Below are 21,198 nucleotides of genomic sequence, written 5' to 3' on the forward strand. Positions count from 1 at the left end.
CGGCCGCTGGCGTGATCGGCGTTGCGACGAGCCGTGCACCGGTCAGCGCATCTCGTGCGCGATCTCCAGGAACGCCGCCGCGGACGACCCGATGCGATCGGACCAGATGGCGCGGAGAGGTCGCACGAGTGCTGGTCCGCGGAGGGGCACTCGTATCAGTGAGCGCGCGGCGAGATCTGCTTCGACGGTGAGGATGCTCATGACGGCGGGCGCGATGCCGGCGCGGGCGTTCGCTCGGATGATCGCCGTCGTCTCCAGGATCGCGGCGGGAGTCGTGGGTGCGAGCCCGGCGTCGTGGAGCCATGCTTCGAGGGTCGTCCGGGTGCCGGAGCCTTCCTCTCGTGTCAGCAGTGCGGTCCCGGCCAAGTCCTCGGCGCCGATACTCGCCGCGCGTGCCCAGGGGTGGTCCGGTGCGACGACGACAGCGAGTTCGTCCTCCGTGACCACGTGAGAGGAGAGCGTGGCCGTGGACGCCGGTGTCTCGACGAATCCGAGCTGCGCCGCACCGGATCGCACGAGCTCGGTGACCGTGGCTGAATTGCCGGCGATCAGCTGCACACTCACCTCGGGTGTGCGCTGTCGGAATTCGAGGAGCCAGCGTGGGAGCAGCAGTTCGGCGATCGTCTGCGACGCCGCGAGGACCAGTGAGCCGGTCGGCTGTCGCAGTGCTGCCGCGCCCGCCTCGAGGCGGCGGGACGCCTCGAGGACCGGGCCGGCCAGCTCGAGCACGAGCCGGCCCGCGTCGGTCATCAGGGACCCGGTCGGAGAGCGGCGCACGAGCGGCTGCCCGATGGCGCGCTCCGCGACCCGCAGACGCGCCGAGACGGCCTGCTGGGTGACGCCGAGGTCTTCGGCGGCACGGGAGAGCGAGCCCGCCTCGGCGATGCGTTCGAGCACCTCCAGCGTGTCGAGATCCAGGATCCGGTCCGTCAATCGCCGCGTCGTCACAAGCACTCATTGTGCCCCGCCAACACGATCGCTGTATCGGCTGGTGCCGGCGATGCTCAGGCTGGAGTCATGACAACCTCTTCCCTCACCCGCGCATCTTCCTCGATCGGGCATCCTCCGCGGTCGAGGCGCTTGTTCCGGGAGTTGGAGCATCCGGGACTGATCGTGTCGAACCTGACGCCGAACTGGTTCGCGTCGATCATGGGCACCGGCATCGTCGCGGTCGCCGCCGCGTCCCTGCCACTCCAGTTCCCCGGACTGCGGACCGGGGCCACCGTCGTCTGGGCGATCGCCGCGCTGCTGCTTGTCGCGCTGACGGTCGCGACCGGGCTGCACTGGGTCCGCTACCGCGCTACAGCGGTGAGGCACCACCTGAATCCGGTGCTTTCGCACTTCTACGGCGCGCCTCCCATGGCGTTTCTCACCGTCGGCGCGGGAACCCTCCTCCTCGGCAAGGACTGGATCGGCCTGCCGGCCGCTGTCACCATCGACTGGGTGCTCTGGGGTGCGGGGACTCTCGGCGGGCTGGTGACGGCGGTCCTGGTGCCCTACCTCGCGTTCACCCGGCATGAGAACAAGCCCGATTCGGCGTTCGGCGGCTGGCTGATGCCGATCGTTCCGCCGATGGTGTCCGCTTCCACCGGCGCATTGCTGCTGCCGTACGCGCCCGCCGGGCAAGCGCGGGAGACGCTCCTGTGGTCCTGCTACGGCTTCTTCGGCCTCAGCCTGATCGCGTCGCTGGTGGTGATCACCCTGATCTGGAACCGGCTCGCGCAGCACAAGGTCGGAGCGGCGGGGATGGTGCCGACACTGTGGATCGTCCTCGGTCCGGTCGGACAGTCGATCACCGCTGTGAATCTGCTCGCCTCGAACGCGCCCACCGTCGTGGACGCCGGCATGGCGCGTGCGCTGCTGGTCGTGGCTCTGGTGTACGGCTTCGCGATGCTCGGCTTCGCGCTGCTCTGGACCGTCATCGCCCTCGCGATCACCCTCCGCACCGCGAAGGAGCACCTGCCCTTCAGTCTGACGTGGTGGTCGTTCACGTTCCCCGTCGGCACCTGCGTCACCGGACTGAACGGCCTCGCCCTGCACTCCGGTCTCACGGTCGTCGCCGGTCTCGCCGTGCTCTACTACGTCGGCCTGGTCGCCGCGTGGATCATCGTCGCCGCCCGCACCTTCCACGGTTCCGTGATCCGCGGCACCCTGCTCGCACCACCGCGACCGGCCTGACCGGGATCGAGGACCATCGTGGACATCCGAACCCTGAACGCCCTCGCCGAGACCTGGCGGAGTACCGCGGACGCGACCGGACGCTTCGTTCCGGGCTTCGATCCCCGCTCCGGCGGCACCGCCAGTCGCGTCCTGGTGCTGATGCAGTCACCCGGCCCTCGGACGATCGCCGCGGGATCCGCTGCCGTCTGCAGTGAAGACAACCTCGGGCCCACCGCCGCCGCGTTCCGGGCGGCCCGCATCGAGTCCGGACTCTCCCGCGACCACTACCTCCGATGGAACCTCATCCCGTGGGAGATCCCTGGCCGCGTCCGCCCCGCGGACATCGAGCAGGGCCGGCTCGCGCTCGGTGAGCTGCTGGAGCTGCTGCCCGCGCTCGAAGCCGTCGTCACCTACGGGACCGTGGCGCTCGACGGGGTCATGCGCTACCTGACCCTGCACGATGATCCCCGCGTCGTCCCCGTCCTCGCGGCACCGCACCCCTCACCGGCCAACGGACGTCACCGCGCCGACCAGCACCTCCGCTCCGTGAACGCGCTCCGCCTCGCGAATCGTCTGGGATCCGGTCGGCGACTCGCAGACTGACGGCACTGAAGGCAGACGTCCGCGGCTCGGTCGGCACCGGTCCTCGTGACCGATGAGGCGCTGATCTCAGACGGTCCCCGTCCTCGGACCGCTGACGGGACCGGCCTGGTCGTCCACGATGTCGACGGTGTACGCCGCGCCGTGCTCGAGCGTGTGGCCGACGGTGCACTGACGGTCGACCGCCCGGCGGGTGCGCTCGGACAGTGAGGCGATCCGCTCGGGATCGAGCGCCGACAGGTCGGCGCGGATCACGGCGGTGATCGAGTCGTAGCGGTCCTCGCCCTCGGGCTTGGTCGCGGTGATGTCGGTGGTCGCTTCGAAGTCGGCTCCGAGACGGCTGGCGAGGAGGTGGTCCGAGGAGAGCATGCCGCAGGCGGCGAGGGCGAGGTGCAGCAGCTCGCCGGGCGAGAACACGCCGTCGGCCTCCGACCCGCCGATGCGGACCTCGGCTCCTCGCGCGTTGCGGCCGATGAAGCTTCTCGGGCCCTCGCGGGTGATGTGCAGCGGCGTGGTCTCGGTGCTCATGGTCTGCTCCTGTCCGGTGTCCGCGGCACCGCGGGCAGTGGCGGTGTCTCCTGAGGGTGGGCGGTGTCTCAGGTGTCGGTGCGGACGAGGGGGGTGTTCGTGCCGCGGACCCTGATGTCGACGCCGGTGATCTCCGATCGGGCGATGCCCGTGGACGCCGCCAGGTCGACGGCGCGCTGCCCGGCCGCCGTCCAGGTGGCGACGGTGATCGTGCTGCCGTCTGTGCGGGTGATCACGAGTTCGTACTCCGCGTCGGCGGGCGCATCACCACTGTAGGTGCAGCTCCACTCCAGCCGGGTGCCCCACGGCTTCCCCTCGACCTGGATGTCCGCAGCGAGAGCGGGATCCGCCGCGATCGGGTCCATCGGTTCCAGGGTCGCCTCGCTCGCCACGGGAGCGCCCGCGATGCCCGTGCCCAGTGCGACCCCGCCCAAGACGGAGGCGGTCACGGCGGCCGCGACGGCGAGGGACGTCACCAGCCGGCGCCGACGTCGGCGCGTCCGGACACGGTGAGCGATGGCGGGCAGCGTCACCACAGACGGCGGCGCCTCCTCGCCGTCGTCCGATGCGCTGATGGCGAGAGCGTCCTCGACCGAGAGGCGACCGACGATCCCGGGCAGTCCTGCCAGCTCTGCCACGGCCGCGCGGCAGGCCGCGCAGCCGCTGAGGTGCTGCTCGTACTCGAGTCGCTGATCCGCGGGGAGAGCGCCGAGGACGTAGGACGCGTCCCAGTCGCGGTACTCGTCCTCCATCGCAGAGCTTCCGTGGTGGTCGTTCATCGGGTGACGCCCCTTTCCTGCAGAGCCAGTCGCAGACCGCGCAGTCCGTAGTGCAATCGAGATTTCGCTGTTCCCTCGGGGATGGAGTGCCGGCGGGCGATCTCGGGGACGGTGTGTCCGAGGAAATACGCGTCCACCACGATCTGACGATGCTCCACCGACAGCGATGCGAGAGCGTCGGCGACGAGGATGCTGTCCAGGACCGCGTCGGTGCGATCGGGGACGGCGCCGCCGCCGTCCTCGTCCTTCGCCGGCACCTCGCGTCGGCTCCGAGCGGATCGGGCGTCGTCGATGACGAGGTTGCGGGCGACGGTGAACAGCCACGCGCGAGCGGCGTCGGCGTCACGTTCGAGGACCTGCGGGCGCTGCCAGGCCCGGACCATCGTCTCCTGCACGACGTCCTCCGTCAGCGCCGCGTTCCGAGTGAGGTTCTGCACGAAGCGCCGCAACGCCGGGCCGTGACTCTCGTACAGCGCCGCCAGGAGCTCATCGACGGGGCGGGGCACAGTGCTCACCGCCTCGAAGCGCCACAGCGCGCTCCCTCATCACGGTTGCTTCGATCACTGCCGGTCATCCCTTTCCGTCCTTGCCTGTCGAGAACCGGCGACCCGCCCGGGCGATGCGCTTCGCTGCCCGCGGGGACGGGTCGCCGTCGCATCAGGACGCCGGGGTGGCGGTGCTCATGGCCGCGGCTTCCTTGTTCATCGTGCCGTCAGGGAGGAGGACGTACCAGGCGTCCTTCACACCCTGCCCGTTGACCTGGCCCGGCGCGGTGTCCTTCGCGAACCGGTAGACCGGCCATCCGTCGACGGTCAGCTGGGTCGTCCCGTCGGTGCGCGTGATCGAGCCGACCTCTCCGGTGATCCCGTCCGCTGCGGTCGTGCTGGACGCCGACACGGCAGGCCAGGTCGTGGCGCACTCGTCGTAGCAGCTGCTGCTGCCCGAGTTCTGCGTGTCCTTCGTGAACGTGTAGACGGTGTAGCCGGCCTCGTCCGTGATGACCTCGCCCAGCGGCGAGGACGCCGTCGTGAGAGCCGCCGTCTCAGCGGAGGCGGTCGCGGTGGAGGAGGCCGTCGCGGTGGCGGAGGGGCTGTCGGCCGGCGCTTCCGACGAGGCGGCCGAGCCGGCGGCCGTCGAGCATCCGGCGAGAAGGACGGCGGCGAACGCCGCAGTCGTCACAGTGGTCGCGATTCGCTTGAGCATGATGCCTCCTGTAGTGCGGGGGCCGAGGTGGTCCCACCGAGGACACGACACAGCAGTCGCGGACGTTCAACGAGGCGAGAAGATCGCTGGGAGAGCATCCGCGCGGCGGGCGGCTTCAGCGAGAGCGATGATCCGTTGCGCGCTCCTTCGCGTGAAGGCCCGAGGCAGCGCTCTGCTCTCCATCCCCGCGCAGACCGAGGCGAACGAGCACGCAGACCGCCAGGGAACGGTGCCCGCGGCCTTACTGCTGAGGATCCGGGCCACCTCGTCAGGTGGGATCGGGCGTCGCTGTATCGCCACGAGGCGGACGCCACTCGGCGCGCTCCTGCTCAAGAGCAGACAGCCTCCCAGTAGAGGCTCGTCCTCTGGCCGATCGAACCCCCTCGGCGGAAGTCTCCGCGAGCAAGCGGACGCCGACCTCGGTCGGCGCTGTGGTGTGCGCTGCGCGCATTTCTGCCTGGAAGCCTTCGGCAGCGTACGGGCCTCCGGCGTCCACGCAAGCCGCTGCGCGGCCGGCTCCTCCGAGGTTCTCGCCACGCGGTCGCTGCGCTCCCTCACATCGCGCCGACAACCTCTCCTCCGCCGCCCTTCGGGTTGCGCTCCCGCCTCCGACCCTGCTCGGCACTACGTGCCTTCCAAGCAAAAAATGCTGGGAGAGAAGGAAGAACAGGCGAGCCAGACCACCCCCCTGGCTTGACAAACCTGATTGAGAATCACGGCAAAAAACGTGGGGGAGAGGCGAAGAGAGGACAGACCATGAGCGCCACCACCACCACCACGATGCAGACGCCGACCCTTCCTGAGGCGCTGGCCGAGTTCGTGTCCGTGTTCTCGCACGGGGAGCTGGCCAATGACCTCGCTCCGCGGCTGACCTGCGGCGAGGTCGACGCGCTGGCTGGACTCCTGCGAGCATTCGGACGAGACGAGGCCGCAGACCTGTGGATCACGGAGCACGCGACCGACGACGACAAGGGCGACGCGCACAACCCGGAAGGAGAGTGAGAGTCATGGCTCTGACCGTCTACTCGAAGCCGTCGTGCGTGCAGTGCACCATGACCTACCGGGTGCTCGAGAAGAAGGGCATCGAGTACACCGTCGTGGACATCACGACCAACCTTGCCGCGCTCGCTTATGTCACGGAGGAGCTGGGCTACTCCGCCGCCCCCGTGGTCGTCGCGAGCGACCAGGACCACTGGTCGGGCTTCCGCCCTGACCTCATCGAGAAGCACTCGGCATGACCGGCCCGGACGCCTCGAGTGACGAGTACCGGGCCGGGTATCTCGCCGGGCAGGCCGATCGGCAGGGAGAAATCGACGCGCTCGACTTCCTGGCCGATCGGCTCTACCGCGCCGCTTACGGCGACGAGCGACGCCTTCCGGCCTACGCCTCGACGCGCGCCGAGCTCGGACAGCGCAGAGCGCTGTCCGAGCCCGACGCGCGCCGAGCTCGGACAGCGCAGAGCGCTGTCCGAGCCGCCGGTCGAGGTCACTCGGCGCGACGCTCTGGCGTCCTGGGGCATCGAGCCGCCCCCCATCGACGCCCCTGCGGCTGACGCCGCGGGGGAGATCCCGTCGACGTCGACGGGACGAACGAACCGCACGAGCAGGAGACGACAGATGAGCACGAGGACCATCACCGGCAATCTCGCTGCCGACCCCGAGGCCGTACAGGCCGGGCGAGTGCAGATCGTGAAGCTGCGCGTCATCGAGAACACCGGAGAGTTCCGCGGGGGAGAGTGGACCGCACACGAGGCGCCGACGACGCACTTCGTGGAAGCGAAGTTCGAGCTGGGCGAGCACGTCCTCGCCTCCCTCCACAAGGGAGACGCCGTGATCGTCGTCGGCTACGAGCGCACCGTCGCCTGGGGCGAAGCAGAGAACCGCCGCACCGGCCGCGTCCTTGAAGCCGACGCCATCGGACCCAACCTCGCTCGCGCAGCCGCGATCATTCAGACCGCTCCGAGGATGCCCCGCCGTCTCGCAACCTACGAAACGGAGTAGAACGACTCAGCTCTCGACGCGGAGCACGTAGAGGATGACGTGATCCTCCGGGATCGCTGCGCGCACTTCCGCGATCGCCGCGGCGCTCGTCGCCGCGCTGCCACGCACCACCGTTGATGCCGATTCCGCGCGCGTCCGGTGTGCCAGCTCCCACATGCCTCCATCGTCGCACTGGCCGGAACCTCACTAACTCATTTACTCATTAGCTCAAATGAGTGAATGACGTCATGAGCATTTGATCCGCGGGACCTGCGCGGGGGAGTGGCAGGTGAGCCGGCGGCGCCGGCTCGTGAGGGGCGGCCCCTCACGCTCCCCAGCATCCCGTTACGGGGCGCGAGCTGCACTCGCGCAGCGGCGACGGAACGCCGCGGGTTGGAGGCCGCTGCGCGGCCCGTTCCACCCGTTTTCTTCACCTCTCCGCGGTCTCAACCTATTTCGCTCCGGCGGCTGCGTGCCACCGATCCCGGACGCGCCCTGCGGGCTTATTTCGCCCGTGATCGGCGTCACTCCGCCGCCTCCACTCAAACGGTCTTCCCCGCCGGAGAGGCAAAGAAAAACGATCAGCTAGAGGGAGACACACCATGAGCCAGCAGCGCGGCACCCGTACCGAGGTCATCACGACCGCTACCCACAGCCCCGGCGTGGAGGGCATCAGCCGGACCGCCCGTCAGGTGGTCATCGTCGGCGCCGGTGGCCGCGACCCGGTGACCGAGCAGACCCCGGCCGTGCACCTGGTCACCCGCGAGGGCCGCGCGGGGCTTCCCGGGGTGACATTGCAGCACTTCGAGCCCGTGGAGCCCCTGCCCGCGGATCGTGTCGGCTACATGGCCTCCGGCGCTTACGTCGTCGTTCCGGTCGCGGTTGCCCGGGTGCTCGATCTGTTCCCGGCCGCGTACGCGCTGCACGACCGCAGCGAGACGCCCGCCGACTACCGCGACAACGACTGAACCCCCGAACCGAGAAGGAGAACCGACATGCTCACCATCACCCACACCCCCGAAGCCGGAACCCTCATCGAGGGCACCAGCCGCGGCGACGGCACCGCCGAGATCCTCAAGGCGACCGGCTGGCGCTGGGGCCGCTCCATCAGCGCCTGGTACGTCCCGCAGTCCCGCGACCGCCTCCCGAAGTGGTGGACCATCAACCGCGCCGCGACCGCCCTGCGCGACGCCGGACACGAGGTCACTATCGAGGCCGAAGAGACGTTCCGCCCGACCGCGGAGGCGGAGGCGGCGACCATCGAGCGCCAGGCCGCCCGCGTCGACGCGCTCGACGCGAAGGCTGACCGCCGCGCCGTCGACGCCGACACCGCCGACGCGGCCGCGCGCCGCGCGTTCGACCGGCTCCCGGAGGGCGGCGAGCCGATCAAGATCGGCCACCACTCCGAGACGCGACACCGCAACGCGATCGAGAAGGCCCACAACGCGATGGGCCGCAGCGTCGAAGCCGACCGCGAAGCCACCCGCGCCCACGCCCGCGCCGACGTCGCCGCCCACACCACCGAACACCGCTACGCCCCCGGAATGGTCGCCCGTCGCATCGACCGCCTCGACACCGAGATTCGCGGTTACACGCGGAAGATCGAGGGCAGCTCCCACAACTTCGGCGGCGGCTACATCGAGACGACCACCCCCGCCACCGGCGCCTACCGGGAGCGACTGCTCACCCAGCGCGCGCAGCTCGAAGACCAGCGCAACTACTGGTCGGACGTCCGCGAGGAGCAGGCCGCCGCCGGACAGGTCACGATCCACAGCCGCGAGACGATCGACAAGGGCGACATGATCAAGCACCGCTTCGGCTGGCACGTCGTCACTCGCGTGAACCCCAAGAGCGTGACCGTCGCTCTCGACTGGAACGACGGGACCCGCCCCTACAAAGTCGCCTACGCCGACGTGCAGGGACACCACACCGCCGCCGAGGTTGAGGCAGCCCGTACCGCGGCGACCGAGACGGCCGCCGCGAGCTGAACGGCGAGGGATACCTACCTATATAGGTAGGCGTCCCGTGAGGGGTGACCCCCTCACCCCCCAGGGATCCCGTTCCGTGAGGTGCGAGCTGCGCTCGTGCAACGGCGACGGAGCGCCCTCAAAAGGTCGCCCGGCCGCGCCGGCCGCCGTTGGTCGCCCTACGGGCTCACATCCTTTTTGCCGTGAAGCCCTCGCAGCGGACCCGCTGTTCAACTCTCTGCCCGACGTGCAGATGTTCGCAGAAGGGAAGTGGTCGAAGGAGAACACGGCTGCAGTGTCCGGTCGGTAACCCGAATACGGACCGGACACTGCAGCCGCGATCACTGACGTCGCAGCGAGGGCGACATCAGTGAACGATTGGAGCCCACGGCGGCGGGGGAAAAGGCGATCATCCGAGGGTGACGCCGCGGGCTCGCATGAACGGTTCAGGGTCCACGCGGGCGCCCCCGGTGCGGGTCTCGTAGTGGGAGTGGCAGCCGGTGGACGCTCCGGTGGTGCCGACGAGGGCGATGATCTGGCCCGCGGTGACGGTCTGTCCGGCGTCGACGAGGAGGGTGGAGTTGTGGGCGTAGCCGGTCTGGATCCCGTTGCCGTGCTCGAGGAGGATCCAGTTGCCGTAGCTGCCGAAGGCGCCCGAGTAGGAGACGGTGCCGCTGGAGGCTGCGGCGACGGGGGTTCCGCAGCTGGCGACGATGTCGGTCGCGTAGTGGAAGGGGTTCACGCCGGCGACGGGCTGTTGCGGGCGGGGTCCGAAGGGGCTGCTGATGCGGCCGGAGACGGGCTTCACCCACCCCTGGGAAGAAGGGCCGGCGACCGGCGCCCCGCCACCTGCGGGTGCGGCGCCTCCGGCCGGAGTGCTGCTGGCTGGCGCAGCGGCGCGTGCAGCTTCGGCGATACGGGTGGCGTCGGCCTGGGCGGCGATGCGGGCGGCTTCCGCGGCTGCTCGGGCTGCTTCCGCGGCGCGGCGCGCGTCCTCGCCTGTCTGGTAGTCGGCTTCGGTCGCGGCGCGGTTCTCGGTGAGAACGGCGAGCTGGCTGCGGAGGGTGCTCTCGTAGTCCTGCTGTTCCTGCACGCGGGTGTCGGCGTCCTCGCGCGCGGCGATCGCGTCGGCGAGGGCGGCGTCCGCGGCGGCCGCGAGGCCTGCGAGAGCGTCGCGGGCAATGTCTGCCTGAGCGGTGAGGGCGGTGGCGGTGTTGGAGTCGGTGCGGGCGGTCGTGTAGATCGCGTCGGTCTTCTCCGTCAGCTTGGTCATCGATGCGAGCTGATCGAGCAGGCTGCCGCTGTCGGGGCTGGTCAGCAGCGCGAGAGTGAGGTTCGTGCCGCCGGCGCGGGAAAGGGTGGACGCGAGCTGGCCGGCCTGCTTCCGGGACTGCTCCGCAAGGGCGGTCGCCTCGTCCGCGTCCGCCTGGAGCTCGTCGGCTCGGTAGGTGGCGTCGTCGAGAGTCGCCTGCGCCTTCTCGTAGTCGGCGACGCGCGCGTCCTGAGCGCTGCGCGCGGTGTCGGCGTTGTCACGGAGCTCGGCGAGCAGCGCGGTGATCTCCCCAATCTGCGCCTGCTTACTGGTCTCGCTGGAGCGTGCCGCTTCGACGTCCTCCCAACTCGGATACGCCGCCGCCATCGCCGGAGCGGGAGTGAAGATGGCCAGCAGGACGCTGAGGGCGACCGCGGAGACCGCGAAGCGGTGGACCCTGCGGCGCGGGGTGTGATGGTGGCGGGTCATGCGGAGGCCTCCGTCGTGCGTCGGGGTCGTCGAGCGAGGTTGAGGAGTGCGCTGGTGGTCAGGGCGGTGACGGTGGCGGCGATGAGGGCGACCGCGCCCGCGCGGCCCTGATCGGCGAGGACGGCGTCGTCGGGGTAGAGCATCGCGATCCACCACGACGGCGCAAGGATGCTGCCGGTGTCGCGCAGCGTCCAGCCGAGGATGAGCAGACCGGCGACCGCGGCGAGCAGGGCGAGCAGTTGCTCGATGGCGTCGCTGGTGCGTCCGGGACGACGGGAGAGGGCAGCGGCGAGCAGCAGTCCGGTGGTGATGCTGGTGGCGATGATCGCGGCACGCCCTTGGTAGAAGAACAGCGACCATTGCAGCCAGTCGGTGCCGTAGTACGCGGCGAGGTTCGCGAGGAACAGCACCACGGCGACGCTGGGCCGCTGCAGCACCTGCGCGAGAACGCCGGGCCGGCGTGACGCACGAGGGAGGGCGAATGGCGGCAGGTGTGCGGCGCGGTTCGCGCGGTGAAGGTCGACCGGTCTCCCGGCGACGAGCAGCGCGGGGACGACGGCGGCGAGAAGCAGGTGCTGTCCGAGGAGGGTGCTGAGGTGCACCTGGGCGTAGACGCCGGGTCCTCCGTTGGTCGCCCAGAGCAGCACGAGAGCGCCGGCGCACCAGGCGATCGTGCGCCGGAGAGGCCAGGTGCGGCCGATGCGGCGCAGCTGGGTGAGGGTGCGCAGGTACCAGAGGGCCACGGTCACGGCGGCGGCAAGGCCGATCCAGTCCAGGTGCCAGGAGGTGAAAAGGCGGGCGACGGTGACCGGGTCGGGGTAGGGGTAGCCGAGGAGGTTGCGGCGGGGATCGTTCACCGTCGCGTCACCGATCGGGGTCTCAGAGAGAGACAGCGCGACGGACACACCGATCGTGGCGGCCATGATCACCAGCTCCACCGCGGCCAGGCGCAGGAACGTTCGGCGACGCCGCCCCTCGACTCGCAGGCCGGGCAGCACTCGGGCGCGGTGCCACGCGCCGACAGCGCCGAGTGCCAGCAGGGCGGTGGTCTTGACGATCAGCAGGGTCCCGTAGGGGGTGGCGAGATCGGTGGGGTCGGAGAGGCGAAGGGAGGCGTTGATGATCCCGGAGAGGGCGACGGCGGCGAACGCGAACCCGGCCACCCGCGAGTACCGCTCGGCGACGTCGGGAAGGGCCGCGCCGAGGCGCCGGGCGAGAAGGACGACACCGAGCAGGCCTCCAGCCCACAGGGTCACCCCGATCAAGTGCACGGCGAGGCTGTTCACTGCGTTGATGTGCTCGTCGGCGCCAGCCGCGTGACCGGTCAACGCGAGCGGGAGCAGAGCGAACAGGGCGAGCGCGAACGCAGCGACACTCCACGCCCGGTCGGAGGTGAGCAGGGTGATCACGTGCACGGCCGCGGCGGCGGCGAGGGAGAGCAGCAGGACCTGCCCGAGCTCGAGCTGGGTGATGTAGAACCACAGCTGCGCGGGGAACGTGGGCGAGCTGACCGGAGCTCCGATCGCGTTGGCGACGGTGAAGACGAGGACCGCGGTGGCGGAGAGGACCCAGGCGGCGGCTGCCCAGGATGCCCACCGGATCGCCGTCTCTCGAACCGCGCCCACAGCACGGTTCGAGCGGGGCAAGAGAAGGGCGACGAGGAGCAAGCCCACGGTGAGTGTCGCGGCGAGGTCGTGCAGGACGCGGGCGAGGGGCAGGCCGCGGGTGGCGACGACGCCGGGGTCGATGAGGAGCCGGTCGGGGTCCAGGGCGCCGGTCGCGGCGAGGGCGAGCAGCGCGGCGCCGGCCGCGAGGGGCGCGCCGAGGATCAGCGCGACGCGGGTTGTCCGTGAGGGGCGCTGCGGTGCGGCGTCGAGGGCGGGGTGTGTGCTGGGCACGGCGGGGTGGCTCGTCTCGTCGATCGGGGTCAGCAGGTAGCGGGGGTGCGTCACGGGCGGGGTCAGATGGGGGTGACGAAGCCGTTGATGAGGTTCTGGAGGCGGTAGATCCATTCGGTCCAGAGGCCTGTGAGCATGGCGGTGCCGATGAGGATGAGCAGGAGGCCGCCGAGGAGGTTGATGGTGCGGATGTGGCGTTTGAGGAACGCTGTTGCGGTGCTCGCCCAGGAGAAGCCGAGGGCGATGAGCAGGAACGGGATCCCTAAGCCGAGGCAGTAGAGCAGCCCGAGGAGGGCGCCGCGGCCGGCGGAGGCGCCGTCGAGGCTGAGGGCGGAGATCGCGGCGAGGGTGGGTCCGAAGCAGGGCGTCCAGCCCAGGCCGAAGACGACGCCGAGAAGGGGCGCGCCGAGCAGCCCGGTCGCGGGCTTCCATCGCGGCTTGATGGTGCGTTGCAGGAAGCGGATCTGGCCGATGAACACGATGCCCATGAGGATCACGAACGCTCCGAGGATCCGGGTGATGACGTCCTGCCATTGCAGCAGCCACGTGCCCAGGGCACCGAACGCGGCGCCGTAGGCGGTGAACACGACGGCGAAGCCGCTGATGAACAGTCCCACCCCGAGCAGCAGTCGGCGGCGGCTTCCGGTGGCGAGGTCGGGGTTCCCGCCGATGTAGGCGAGGTAGCCGGGAACGAGGGGGAGCACACACGGGGACGCGAAGGACACCAGTCCCGCGAGGATCGCGATGGGCGCGGCGAGCAGCAACTGGCCGGCGAAGACGGTCTCGCTCCAGTTCACGGGGCCGTCTCCGCGATGGCATCCGCGATGAGGGTGTCGAGGATGGAGCGGGCGGTGACTCGTCCGAGGATGCGTGACGCGGGGCGCCCCTCCGCGTCCAGGACGATGGTGGTGGGGACGGCGTTCGCGGCGAATTCTCCGGAGAACGCGAGTTGCGCGGCCGCGTCGACGTCGACGATCGAGGGGTAGGTGATGCCGTACGTCTGGGCGAAGGCGGCTGCGGTGTCGGCCTGGTCGCGCACGTTGACGCCGAGGAACTCAGCGCCCTGCCCGGTGTACTGCTCGTACAGGGCCTGCAGGTCGGGTGCTTCCGCGCGGCAGGGGGCGCAGGCGGCGTACCAGAAGTTCACGACCAGGACCGTGCCGCGGTAGTCCTCGGCCGTGATCGTCTCGCCCGTCTCGCTGAGCCCGGTGAACTCCACCGGCTCGCCCCGGGTCTCGGCCGGCCACTCGATGACGGTCCCATCGCCCGCGACGTAGTTCTTGTTCGACCCGGTTCGGTACTGCTCCGACAGCTGATCCTGGGTGCAGCCGGTCGTGGTCAGTGCGACGGCCGCGACGATCGGGAGGGTGAGCAGGGTGCGTCGCGGGACGCCGGTCACGAGGTGAGCGCGGCGTCGAGGGCTGCCTTGATGTCGCCGAGTCGTTGAAGGTCGATCGCCTCGTCGTTGACGAAGATGGTGGGGGTGCCCTGCACGCCGAGGTCCTGGCCGGCCTGGAAGTCGAAGTCGACGCGCTCGGCGGTGGCCGGGTCGGCGACGTCGGCGTCGAACTGGGCCATGTCCAGTCCGAGCTCCTCGGCGAAGCCGCGGAACACGTCGGCCTTGGAGTCCTGGCTCTCGCCCCAGCTGGCCTGCGTCTGGAACATCCGGTCGTACATGTCCTCGAACCGGTCCTGCTGCGCGGCGGCTTCGACCGCGATCGCGGCGTTCTTCGAATTGCGGTGCGAGGGGATCGGGAAGTAGCGGGTCGCGAACGTGACCCGGCCGGCGTACTCCTCCCGCAGTTCCTCGATGGTCGGGTACACCTGCCCGCAGACTTCGCATTCGAAGTCGAGGAACTCCACCAGCGTCACTTCCCCGTTCTCGGCGACGTCGAGACGGTGGGTGTTCTCCTCCAGGACCGCGGTCGTCGCGGCGACCTCCTCGCGTGAGGGCGAGAACGGGCGGAACGTCGTGATCGCCGCGATGACCGCGACGATCAGGACGACGGCGCCGATCGCGATGAGGTTGACCTTGGTGCTGGTTTTCATGGGGTGCTTTCTGTCAGGCCGGAGGTCGGCAGAAACGGTGGAGCAGGGGATGCTCGGGTCAGGGTTCGCGGGAGCAGTCCGTGCCGGAGCGCTCGTCGGTCTCGGTGTGGGAGCTGCGGGGGAGGGTGTGCACGAGGACGGTGTGACCGATGTGCTCGAGACCGCGTTCGAGGAACTCGCGCACGTGCTCGTCGGCGATCGTGTACGACGCGTTCCGGCCGGAACGGTGCACCTCGACGACGCGGTGCGAGCGCAGCAGCCGCAGTGCGTGCGAGGTCGCGGAGGGGCTGAGACCGCTGTGCTCGGCGAGCTCGCCGACGGTGCGCGGGCCGGGGAGCAGGGTGATGAGGATCCGCAGGCGTCCGGGATCGCCGAGGAGCCCGAAGACGTCGGCGAGATCCTCGATCATCGCGGTGGAGGGCATCGCGTCGACGGGAAGCGAGGCGGCGGGCGCTGCGGGCGGGGAGTCGGGGGTGTCGGTGCTCATCGGTGCCTAGATCAGGTTCGTGGTCTCGGAGAACTCTTCGGGCTCGCACTGGATGGTGACGTGCTCGATGTGGTGGGTGTCCTTGAGGACGACGAGGACGCCGGCGAGGACCTTCTCGTAGTCGGCGCCGCGTTCGAGGACGATGTGCCCGCTCGCGCTGTCCATCCCGGAGGTGATGGTCCAGACGTGCAGATCGTGCAGCGCGACCACGCCCGGCACGGCGAGGACGTCGCGCTGAATGGCGGGCATGTCGACGTCGTCGGGAGCGGATTCCATCAGGATCCGCAGCGCTTGGCGGGTGAGGTTCCAGGTGCGGGGCAGGATGAACAGTCCGATGCCGACACCGATGATCGGGTCCGCGTACGGCCAGCCGGTGGTGAGCAGGATGATCGCGGCGACGATCACGCCGACGGATCCGAGCAGGTCGCCCATCACTTCGAGGTAGGCGCCCTTGAGGTTCAGGCTCTCCTTGGATCCCGCCATCAGCAGCCGGAAGCTGATCAGGTTGATGATCAGCCCGATCACCGCGGTGATCAGCAGCGGCGCTCCCGGGACCGCGGGCGGTTCGGAGAAGCGCTGCACGGCCTCGAAGATCACGTACCCGGCGACCGCGAACAGCAGGATCCCGTTCGCCAGCGCCGCGAGGACCTCGAGCCGGTAGAAGCCGTAGGTGCGCTGCGAGGTCGCGGGGCGGGAGGCGAGCGTGATCGCCGCCAGCGCCATTCCGAGCCCGAGGACGTCGGTGCCCATGTGGGCGGCGTCGGAGATGAGCGCGAGCGAGTTGACGGAGAACCCGACGACGAACTCGACCACCATGTACGCCGCGGTGAGGCAGAACGCGATGACGAGGGGTCGGCGGTGCTTGCCGGCGGCGGACACGGCGGACCCGTGAGCGTGATCAGATCCCACGAGCACCACCCTCAATAGCTGCATGAATGAACATATGAACAGTCTTGCACTTATCGGTGGGTCGCGGTGTGGTGCTATCCCGCATTGTTCGAGAGCCAGGCGTAGGGGTCGATGGGGTCGGTGCCGCCCTCCCACACCTCGAGGTGCAGGTGGGGTCCGGTGCTCTGACCGGTGGAGCCGACAGCGCCCAGACGCTGACCGGCTTTCACCGGTTGCCCTTCGGAGACGGTGAGGGATCCCCACTCCATGTGGGCGTAGAGGGTGCTCACGAGTTCGCCGTCGACGACGTGATCGATGACGGCGTAGTTGCCGAACCCGGTGTCGGTCTCGCCGGTCTCGCGGACCACGCCGTCGGCGACGGCGCTGATCGGCGTGCCGGCGCCGGGGGTCATGTCCAGGCCTTTGTGGAAGGTGGAGCAGCCGCTGCACGGCGCCACTCGAGGGCCGTAGTCATCGGAGATGCGCACGCCGACGGGGAAGGGCCAGCGCACGGAGCCGCTGGAGAGCTCGGTCGCCGTGGACCCGGTCTCGGTTGCTGCTTCCGAATCGTCGTCAGTTGCGTCGAGGGGGCCCACGGCGTCGGTCGTCTCGGTGGTGACCTCGACGATGCGTGCGGGTGCAGCGGCGGCGGTGAAGTTGTCGCGGATGACGATGCTGTCAGGCAGGTCGGAGGCGACGAAGGCTTGCGCGCTGACCGCGGCGGAGACTCCCGGGGTCTGCGAGGCGGCCGCACTGGAGGCGGGCAGCAGCGTGCCCGGGAGGGCCATGACGGTGGCGAGCGCGATCGCGGAGAACGCGGCCGCCGCCGGGAGGACTCGGCGGGAGATTGGTTGGGGCTGCGGCGTCGGACGGGCCGGTCGGCGACGGGGCGGGCGGGTTCGGTGTTCGAGCGCGATGGCGGCGCGGCGGGTTCCGGGGGTGGGCGGGGGAACGGAGGAAGAGAGGGGCATTGCACGTCCAGGGTCGGCGAGAGGTCGGTCGTCGTGACCTGACTCCGTGTCGCGGGCGCGCAAGTGCGCGCCGATCGAGACGGGGCTCAGATCGGCGGCGACGGCCTACAGCCGAAGAGGGACGCAGCTGGCGGAGAGGCTCAGCCGTGCTCGTGCAGCGGTCGTGAAGAACGACGGTGCGGACGCCGGCGGTGCCGTGCTGGCGATGGAGCCCTGCCCTGGCCGTGCGCGGGCGGCGAGGGCGACGACGATCACGATGACCGCGCAGACGACCGCCAGCAGCGCGCACAGCTCAGCGACACCACCGAGCGTCGCCACATCGGTGAGCGCTGCCACGCTCGACGTGAGAACCTCGGCGTCCCCCGTCGTCGTCGCGGCTGCGGCGACAGTGGTGTCGGCGGGGACCGCGTCGTGGAGGCGCTCGAGGGGATGTCCGAGCAGCAGCGCGAGCGCGGTGAGGACGACGAGGAAGAGCAGCGTGAGGGTTCGCTGCACACCAGCGCGCGAGGCGTCTGGTTGCAGGTTCGTCACGATGGCATCTTCCCGGTGGCGTCGAAGAAGCCTGCGGTGTAGGCAGGCAAATTTCGACGTAGCGTACCAAGAACAGCTGGCGGCGGCTACGAGGTTCAGGCTCGAAGATCATCAGCGAGGCGGATCGTCAGTCGCTCCCGTCTCCTCGTCTCCCTCCCCGGGGGCGCCCCCCGATGATGAAACAGGACGACTCTGATGCCGCTCCCTCTCCCCACCCGACTGCACCGCCCCGTCCTGCTCGGCGTCGCTCTGGCGGCAGCGGCGACGCTGGGCCTGGTCCTTCCCGTCGCGCCCGCAGCGGCTCACACCGGCGTGCAATCCAGCAGCCCGTCCGCGGACGCGACGGTGACCGTGGCGCCCTCGGAGGTGACTCTGACGTTTGGGCACGAGGTGGGCTCTGACCCGACGAACAACGTCTCGCTCGTGCAGGTGGTGCGCGAAGGCGACGACCTGTTCTACTCCAACGGCTGCGCCGAGGTCGACGCCGAATCGGTGACGACCGGTGTCGCGCTGGGGGAGAGCGGCCGCTACCTGGTGGCGGCGAAGATCGTGACCGCGGACGGGCACGTCTCGACCGCCGAGTACGGCTTCACCTACGACCGGCCCGCGGACGCCGTCGCGAAGACCGGCGTCTCCCAGCCTCCCGTCTGCGGCGGCGACACGTCCGCGTCGGGAGCGCCGGAGTCGCTGTTCGCCCCCTACGAAGCTCCCATCCCCACCATCGTCCTGGTCGGGATCGCGTTGGCGTTCTTCGCGCTCCTCGCGGTCGTCGTCCTCTTCCTCGTGCGCCGGGCAGCACCGCGCCCCGCCGGGTCCGGCGGTGAACCGCCGACCTCGGAGTGAGCGGTCGACCGACCGGTCGCCGGCGTCCTCGTCCTGACGTGACTCGGGTCGGGGCCGCATCGCTGTGTGCAGCTGCCCTCGCCGGCGCGATGCTGGATGCCGGATTCCCCCGCCTGAGTCTGTGGCCGGCGACTCTCCTCGGCGTCGCACTGCTGCTGGCGCTGCTGCGCGGCCGGACGGTACGGGTCGGCGCTCTGCTCGGCGCTGTCACGGGGACGGTGTTCTACCTCACCCACGTCTCATGGACTTCGGAGTACCTCGGCCCTGTTCCGTGGCTGGCCCTGTCGCTTCTCGAGGCGGCGTTCTTCGCGGCCGGCGCAGCGACGATCACCCTGATGTGGTCTGTGATCGAGCGGTTCTGGCCGACCCTCGCGGGACGGCTGCTCCTGCTGCCGGCGGGCGTCGCGGGCGTATGGGTGGCGAGGGAGGTCATTGCCGGGTCCTGGCCGTACGGCGGCTTCGCGTGGGGCCGCCTGGCCTACTCGCAGTCCGAGAGCCCGCTCGCTCCGCTGATCGCCTGGGTCGGCGTGTCCGGATTCAGTTTCGTGCTGGTCGCGTGCCTCACCTTCCTGCTGCAGCTGCGACAGTTCCTGCCCGACCGGCCCGCTGCGCTCGGAGCGACAGCGGCGGCGATCGCGCTCGTATGGGTGGCGGTGCCGGTGTGGGAAGCGGCGCCGACCGGGCAGCTGCGGGTCACCGCTGTGCAGGGCGCGGGACCCGCCGGCTACTTCGACCGGCGAGGACCCGGCGAGCTGCTGTCCGCGCAGATCGACGCGACCCCGCGGGAAGCGGGGGCCGCTGATGTCGTGCTGTGGCCGGAGAACAGCATGGACGAAGACCCGCTCGCCGACCCGGCGACAGCGCGCCGGCTCTCCGAGCTCGCCGCGACCCTCGACGCGCCCCTGGTCGTCGGCGCGATCACCCGTCGCGATGACCGCTACTACAACAGCTCCCTGGTGTGGACTCCGGAGGGTCCCGACGGTCTCTACGACAAGAAGCATCCTGTGCCGTTCGGGGAGTACGTTCCCGATCGCGCCTTCTGGTCACTCCTGGCGCCGGATCTGATCGGTCTCGTGCAGCGCGATTACGAGATCGGTGCCCTCTCCCCGGCTGTCGCCGTCGCAGGCACCGTCGCCGGGATGTCGCTGTGCTTCGACATCGTCGATGACCGTCTCTTCGACGAGATGATCGCTGGAGGCGCACAGGTCATCTTCGCGCAGACCAACAACGCCGATTTCGGGCGCACCGACGAGTCCGCGCAGCAGCTCGCGATCGCCCGCGTCCGGGCGATCGAGACCGGACGGGCGATCGTGAACGTCTCGACCGTCGGGCAGAGCCAGACGATCCTCCCCGACGGGTCCACCGGAGCCCGGATCCCCGCGTTCACGCCCGGCGCGTTCACCGACACCGTGCCTCTGAGCGCTGCCGTCACCCCGGCGATGTCCCTGCGCACCCTCATCGGAGGTGCCATCGCGCTCAGCGCGCTCGCACCACTGCTGACCGGGGCTCTCCTAACGCTCACGCGCCTGCGTCAGCGCGGGGAGGGTGTCTGAGGGTCGCTTCCTCGCCGGCTCAACTCCTGCAGGTAGGCGTTGTAGGCGTCCAGGTCAGGGGTTCCGTGCTCATCCCCAGCGCGGTCGGCGGCGCGAGCTGCCCGGGTGTCGTCCCGCTGCCACCGCACCAGCAGCAGCAGCACGATCAGCAGGCTCGGCAGCTCGCCGTACGACCAGGCGAGAGCGCCGGCGATCTGCTGATCCGCGATCGGGTCCACTCCCCACGACGCGGGAGCCTGGAACGCACCCACGAACGCGGTCGCGGACATCATCACGATGACGCCGAAGAACGCATGCAACGGCATCTCCGCGAACAGGTCGAACATCCGCCCCAGATGCGTCTGCCGTACCGGCAGCGGATCCGCTGACAGCAGCGGAACGGCGAACACCACTCCCGCCGCCAGGAACAGCACTTCCACCGCGAGGTGACCGGCCGCGCTGTCCAGCAGGAGATCGTCGAGGTCGCTGAAGTAGAGGCCGTAGAACAGCAGCAGGAACAGCGGGATCGTGAACCCCGGATGAAGAAGCACCCGCACGGCACGCGAGCGCAGCAGACCCAGCGCGGTCACGAGCACCATCCGTCCCGGCCATCGGTGCGGTGTCGCCCGCAGCAGAAGCGTGCCGGGTGAGCCGAGGACGAGAAGCGGCGGGATGGCCATCATCAGCGTCAGCTGCTGGAACATGAACACCGAGAACATCTCCCGGCCGTAGTCCTCGAGCCCGCTGGCCATCGTCGCCACGAGCAGTCCACATCCTGCGAGGAAGCTCCCCGCGCGCCACCACGGCCACCGCCGCCGCGTCAGCCGGACCCGCGCGACCCCGAGGGCGTAGACGCCGGCCAGCAGGATGCCGAGAAGCCCCCAGAACCAGAACGCGCTCGCGGACACCGCGAGGAAGGTGTCCATCGAGGGGGGCGCGTCCGGGAGGCGCGAGAGGATCGGCGGGATCGTCATCAGCGTGCCCTTCTCTGTCGATCGATCGCGAAAGCGGGCCCGCCCCGACGGGACGAGGCGGACCCGCA

The 21,198-nt window shown here is 70.1% G+C and carries 24 protein-coding genes; 9 read left to right on the top strand and 15 right to left on the bottom strand.

The annotated features are described in order from the left end of the window. Window positions 1–42: 42 nt before the first annotated feature. The gene (locus GSU72_RS01600; protein WP_243588141.1) at window positions 43–933 is read right to left on the bottom strand and encodes a LysR family transcriptional regulator; all 891 of its coding nucleotides are present in this window, start codon (window positions 931–933) and stop codon (window positions 43–45) included. A 180-nt stretch (window positions 934–1,113) separates the two neighbouring features. Between GSU72_RS01600 and GSU72_RS01605 the strand changes: the two genes are divergently transcribed. Together GSU72_RS01605 and GSU72_RS01610 are read left to right on the top strand one after the other, a co-directional pair. Beyond that, entirely contained in the window at window positions 1,114–2,178 is a 1,065-nt protein-coding gene (locus tag GSU72_RS01605) for a TDT family transporter (RefSeq protein WP_243588142.1), read from the top strand. Window positions 2,179–2,196: 18 nt separating this feature from the next. After that, the gene (locus tag GSU72_RS01610; RefSeq protein ID WP_243588143.1) at window positions 2,197–2,763 is read left to right on the top strand and encodes a uracil-DNA glycosylase family protein; all 567 of its coding nucleotides are present in this window, start codon (window positions 2,197–2,199) and stop codon (window positions 2,761–2,763) included. A gap of 66 nt (window positions 2,764–2,829) precedes the next feature. Here the strand turns inward: GSU72_RS01610 and GSU72_RS01615 are convergent, their stop codons facing one another. The 4 genes from GSU72_RS01615 to GSU72_RS01630 form a co-directional block, all read right to left on the bottom strand. Beyond that, complete coding sequence (locus GSU72_RS01615; RefSeq protein WP_133961397.1) at window positions 2,830–3,288, bottom strand: OsmC family protein; 459 nt, start codon at window positions 3,286–3,288, stop codon at window positions 2,830–2,832. A gap of 68 nt (window positions 3,289–3,356) precedes the next feature. After that, window positions 3,357–4,067: a zf-HC2 domain-containing protein gene (locus GSU72_RS01620; RefSeq protein WP_159983152.1), complete on the bottom strand. Its 711-nt coding sequence runs from the start codon at window positions 4,065–4,067 to the stop codon at window positions 3,357–3,359. Beyond that, window positions 4,064–4,573, bottom strand: coding sequence for a sigma-70 family RNA polymerase sigma factor (locus GSU72_RS01625; RefSeq protein WP_056865923.1), 510 nt, complete (start codon window positions 4,571–4,573; stop codon window positions 4,064–4,066). The genes GSU72_RS01620 and GSU72_RS01625 overlap by 4 nt, the downstream gene beginning before the upstream one ends. Window positions 4,574–4,724: 151 nt before the next feature. Next, complete coding sequence (locus GSU72_RS01630; RefSeq protein WP_056865924.1) at window positions 4,725–5,270, bottom strand: hypothetical protein; 546 nt, start codon at window positions 5,268–5,270, stop codon at window positions 4,725–4,727. A 756-nt stretch (window positions 5,271–6,026) separates the two neighbouring features. On the opposite strand from GSU72_RS01630, the gene GSU72_RS01635 reads away from it, so the two are divergent. The 5 genes from GSU72_RS01635 (at window position 6,027) to GSU72_RS01655 (ending at window position 9,237) form a co-directional block, all read left to right on the top strand. Continuing rightward, entirely contained in the window at window positions 6,027–6,272 is a 246-nt protein-coding gene (locus GSU72_RS01635; RefSeq protein ID WP_208545126.1) for a hypothetical protein, read from the top strand. A 5-nt stretch (window positions 6,273–6,277) separates the two neighbouring features. Continuing rightward, window positions 6,278–6,508, top strand: coding sequence for a glutaredoxin-like protein NrdH (nrdH, locus tag GSU72_RS01640; protein WP_159983154.1), 231 nt, complete (start codon window positions 6,278–6,280; stop codon window positions 6,506–6,508). Window positions 6,509–6,886: 378 nt separating this feature from the next. Further along, complete coding sequence (locus GSU72_RS01645) at window positions 6,887–7,270, top strand: single-stranded DNA-binding protein (RefSeq protein ID WP_159983156.1); 384 nt, start codon at window positions 6,887–6,889, stop codon at window positions 7,268–7,270. Window positions 7,271–7,851: 581 nt separating this feature from the next. Continuing rightward, window positions 7,852–8,217 (top strand): hypothetical protein, encoded by a 366-nt coding sequence (locus tag GSU72_RS01650; RefSeq protein WP_159983158.1) that lies wholly within the window; start codon window positions 7,852–7,854, stop codon window positions 8,215–8,217. A 27-nt stretch (window positions 8,218–8,244) separates the two neighbouring features. Beyond that, complete coding sequence (locus GSU72_RS01655) at window positions 8,245–9,237, top strand: DUF3560 domain-containing protein (RefSeq protein WP_159983160.1); 993 nt, start codon at window positions 8,245–8,247, stop codon at window positions 9,235–9,237. Window positions 9,238–9,625: 388 nt separating this feature from the next. Here the strand turns inward: GSU72_RS01655 and GSU72_RS01660 are convergent, their stop codons facing one another. The 9 genes from GSU72_RS01660 to GSU72_RS01700 all read right to left on the bottom strand — a co-directional run bounded on the left by GSU72_RS01660 (window position 9,626) and on the right by GSU72_RS01700 (window position 17,745). Continuing rightward, window positions 9,626–10,957: a M23 family metallopeptidase gene (locus GSU72_RS01660; protein WP_159983162.1), complete on the bottom strand. Its 1,332-nt coding sequence runs from the start codon at window positions 10,955–10,957 to the stop codon at window positions 9,626–9,628. Next, on the bottom strand, window positions 10,954–12,909 hold the full coding sequence (locus tag GSU72_RS01665) for a cytochrome c oxidase assembly protein (RefSeq protein ID WP_159983164.1): 1,956 nt from the start codon (window positions 12,907–12,909) through the stop codon (window positions 10,954–10,956). The genes GSU72_RS01660 and GSU72_RS01665 overlap by 4 nt, the downstream gene beginning before the upstream one ends. An 8-nt stretch (window positions 12,910–12,917) precedes the next feature. After that, window positions 12,918–13,652: a cytochrome c biogenesis protein CcdA gene (locus GSU72_RS01670; protein ID WP_159983166.1), complete on the bottom strand. Its 735-nt coding sequence runs from the start codon at window positions 13,650–13,652 to the stop codon at window positions 12,918–12,920. Beyond that, on the bottom strand, window positions 13,649–14,254 hold the full coding sequence (locus GSU72_RS01675) for a TlpA disulfide reductase family protein (protein ID WP_159983168.1): 606 nt from the start codon (window positions 14,252–14,254) through the stop codon (window positions 13,649–13,651). The genes GSU72_RS01670 and GSU72_RS01675 overlap by 4 nt, the downstream gene beginning before the upstream one ends. After that, window positions 14,251–14,904, bottom strand: a complete 654-nt coding sequence (locus tag GSU72_RS01680; protein WP_159983170.1) for a thioredoxin domain-containing protein — start codon at window positions 14,902–14,904, stop codon at window positions 14,251–14,253. The genes GSU72_RS01675 and GSU72_RS01680 overlap by 4 nt, the downstream gene beginning before the upstream one ends. Window positions 14,905–14,962: 58 nt before the next feature. Further along, window positions 14,963–15,391, bottom strand: coding sequence for a metalloregulator ArsR/SmtB family transcription factor (locus GSU72_RS01685; protein WP_208545127.1), 429 nt, complete (start codon window positions 15,389–15,391; stop codon window positions 14,963–14,965). Between the two features lie 6 nt (window positions 15,392–15,397). Further along, window positions 15,398–16,300 carry a cation diffusion facilitator family transporter gene (locus GSU72_RS01690; protein ID WP_104349166.1) on the bottom strand — a complete coding sequence of 301 codons (903 nt, stop codon included), beginning with the start codon at window positions 16,298–16,300 and terminating at the stop codon, window positions 15,398–15,400. Between the two features lie 74 nt (window positions 16,301–16,374). Continuing rightward, window positions 16,375–17,067 (bottom strand): M23 family metallopeptidase, encoded by a 693-nt coding sequence (locus GSU72_RS21780; RefSeq protein WP_159983172.1) that lies wholly within the window; start codon window positions 17,065–17,067, stop codon window positions 16,375–16,377. Between the two features lie 288 nt (window positions 17,068–17,355). Then, window positions 17,356–17,745, bottom strand: coding sequence for a hypothetical protein (locus tag GSU72_RS01700; RefSeq protein WP_159983174.1), 390 nt, complete (start codon window positions 17,743–17,745; stop codon window positions 17,356–17,358). A 231-nt stretch (window positions 17,746–17,976) separates the two neighbouring features. On the opposite strand from GSU72_RS01700, the gene GSU72_RS01705 reads away from it, so the two are divergent. Together GSU72_RS01705 and lnt are read left to right on the top strand one after the other, a co-directional pair. Then, window positions 17,977–18,624 carry a copper resistance CopC family protein gene (locus GSU72_RS01705; protein WP_159983176.1) on the top strand — a complete coding sequence of 216 codons (648 nt, stop codon included), beginning with the start codon at window positions 17,977–17,979 and terminating at the stop codon, window positions 18,622–18,624. A 38-nt stretch (window positions 18,625–18,662) separates the two neighbouring features. After that, window positions 18,663–20,177 carry an apolipoprotein N-acyltransferase gene (gene lnt, locus GSU72_RS01710; RefSeq protein WP_244255930.1) on the top strand — a complete coding sequence of 505 codons (1,515 nt, stop codon included), beginning with the start codon at window positions 18,663–18,665 and terminating at the stop codon, window positions 20,175–20,177. On the opposite strand, the gene GSU72_RS01715 is transcribed toward lnt, so the two are convergent. Next, complete coding sequence (locus GSU72_RS01715) at window positions 20,156–21,130, bottom strand: cytochrome c oxidase assembly protein (RefSeq protein ID WP_159983178.1); 975 nt, start codon at window positions 21,128–21,130, stop codon at window positions 20,156–20,158. The two genes, lnt and GSU72_RS01715, sit on opposite strands and share 22 nt — an antisense overlap. Window positions 21,131–21,198 lie beyond the last annotated feature (68 nt).

Origin of the sequence: Rathayibacter sp. VKM Ac-2760 (assembly GCF_009834185.1) — a bacterium.
Classification (GTDB): domain Bacteria; phylum Actinomycetota; class Actinomycetes; order Actinomycetales; family Microbacteriaceae; genus Rathayibacter.

Excerpts from the sequence above, each read along its gene's own strand:
- GSU72_RS21780 (WP_159983172.1), bottom strand. The coding sequence starts at position 17,067 with ATGGCCCTCCCGGGCACGCTGCTGCCCGCCTCCAGTGCGGCCGCCTCG.
- GSU72_RS01680 (WP_159983170.1), bottom strand. The coding sequence starts at position 14,904 with ATGAAAACCAGCACCAAGGTCAACCTCATCGCGATCGGCGCCGTCGTC.
- GSU72_RS01645 (WP_159983156.1), top strand. The coding sequence starts at position 6,887 with ATGAGCACGAGGACCATCACCGGCAATCTCGCTGCCGACCCCGAGGCC.
- GSU72_RS01630 (WP_056865924.1), bottom strand. The coding sequence starts at position 5,270 with ATGCTCAAGCGAATCGCGACCACTGTGACGACTGCGGCGTTCGCCGCC.
- GSU72_RS01635 (WP_208545126.1), top strand. The coding sequence starts at position 6,027 with ATGAGCGCCACCACCACCACCACGATGCAGACGCCGACCCTTCCTGAG.
- GSU72_RS01655 (WP_159983160.1), top strand. The coding sequence starts at position 8,245 with ATGCTCACCATCACCCACACCCCCGAAGCCGGAACCCTCATCGAGGGC.
- GSU72_RS01685 (WP_208545127.1), bottom strand. The coding sequence starts at position 15,391 with ATGAGCACCGACACCCCCGACTCCCCGCCCGCAGCGCCCGCCGCCTCG.
- GSU72_RS01650 (WP_159983158.1), top strand. The coding sequence starts at position 7,852 with ATGAGCCAGCAGCGCGGCACCCGTACCGAGGTCATCACGACCGCTACC.
- GSU72_RS01620 (WP_159983152.1), bottom strand. The coding sequence starts at position 4,067 with ATGAACGACCACCACGGAAGCTCTGCGATGGAGGACGAGTACCGCGAC.
- GSU72_RS01715 (WP_159983178.1), bottom strand. The coding sequence starts at position 21,130 with ATGACGATCCCGCCGATCCTCTCGCGCCTCCCGGACGCGCCCCCCTCG.
- GSU72_RS01615 (WP_133961397.1), bottom strand. The coding sequence starts at position 3,288 with ATGAGCACCGAGACCACGCCGCTGCACATCACCCGCGAGGGCCCGAGA.
- GSU72_RS01705 (WP_159983176.1), top strand. The coding sequence starts at position 17,977 with ATGCCGCTCCCTCTCCCCACCCGACTGCACCGCCCCGTCCTGCTCGGC.
- nrdH (WP_159983154.1), top strand. The coding sequence starts at position 6,278 with ATGGCTCTGACCGTCTACTCGAAGCCGTCGTGCGTGCAGTGCACCATG.
- GSU72_RS01660 (WP_159983162.1), bottom strand. The coding sequence starts at position 10,957 with ATGACCCGCCACCATCACACCCCGCGCCGCAGGGTCCACCGCTTCGCG.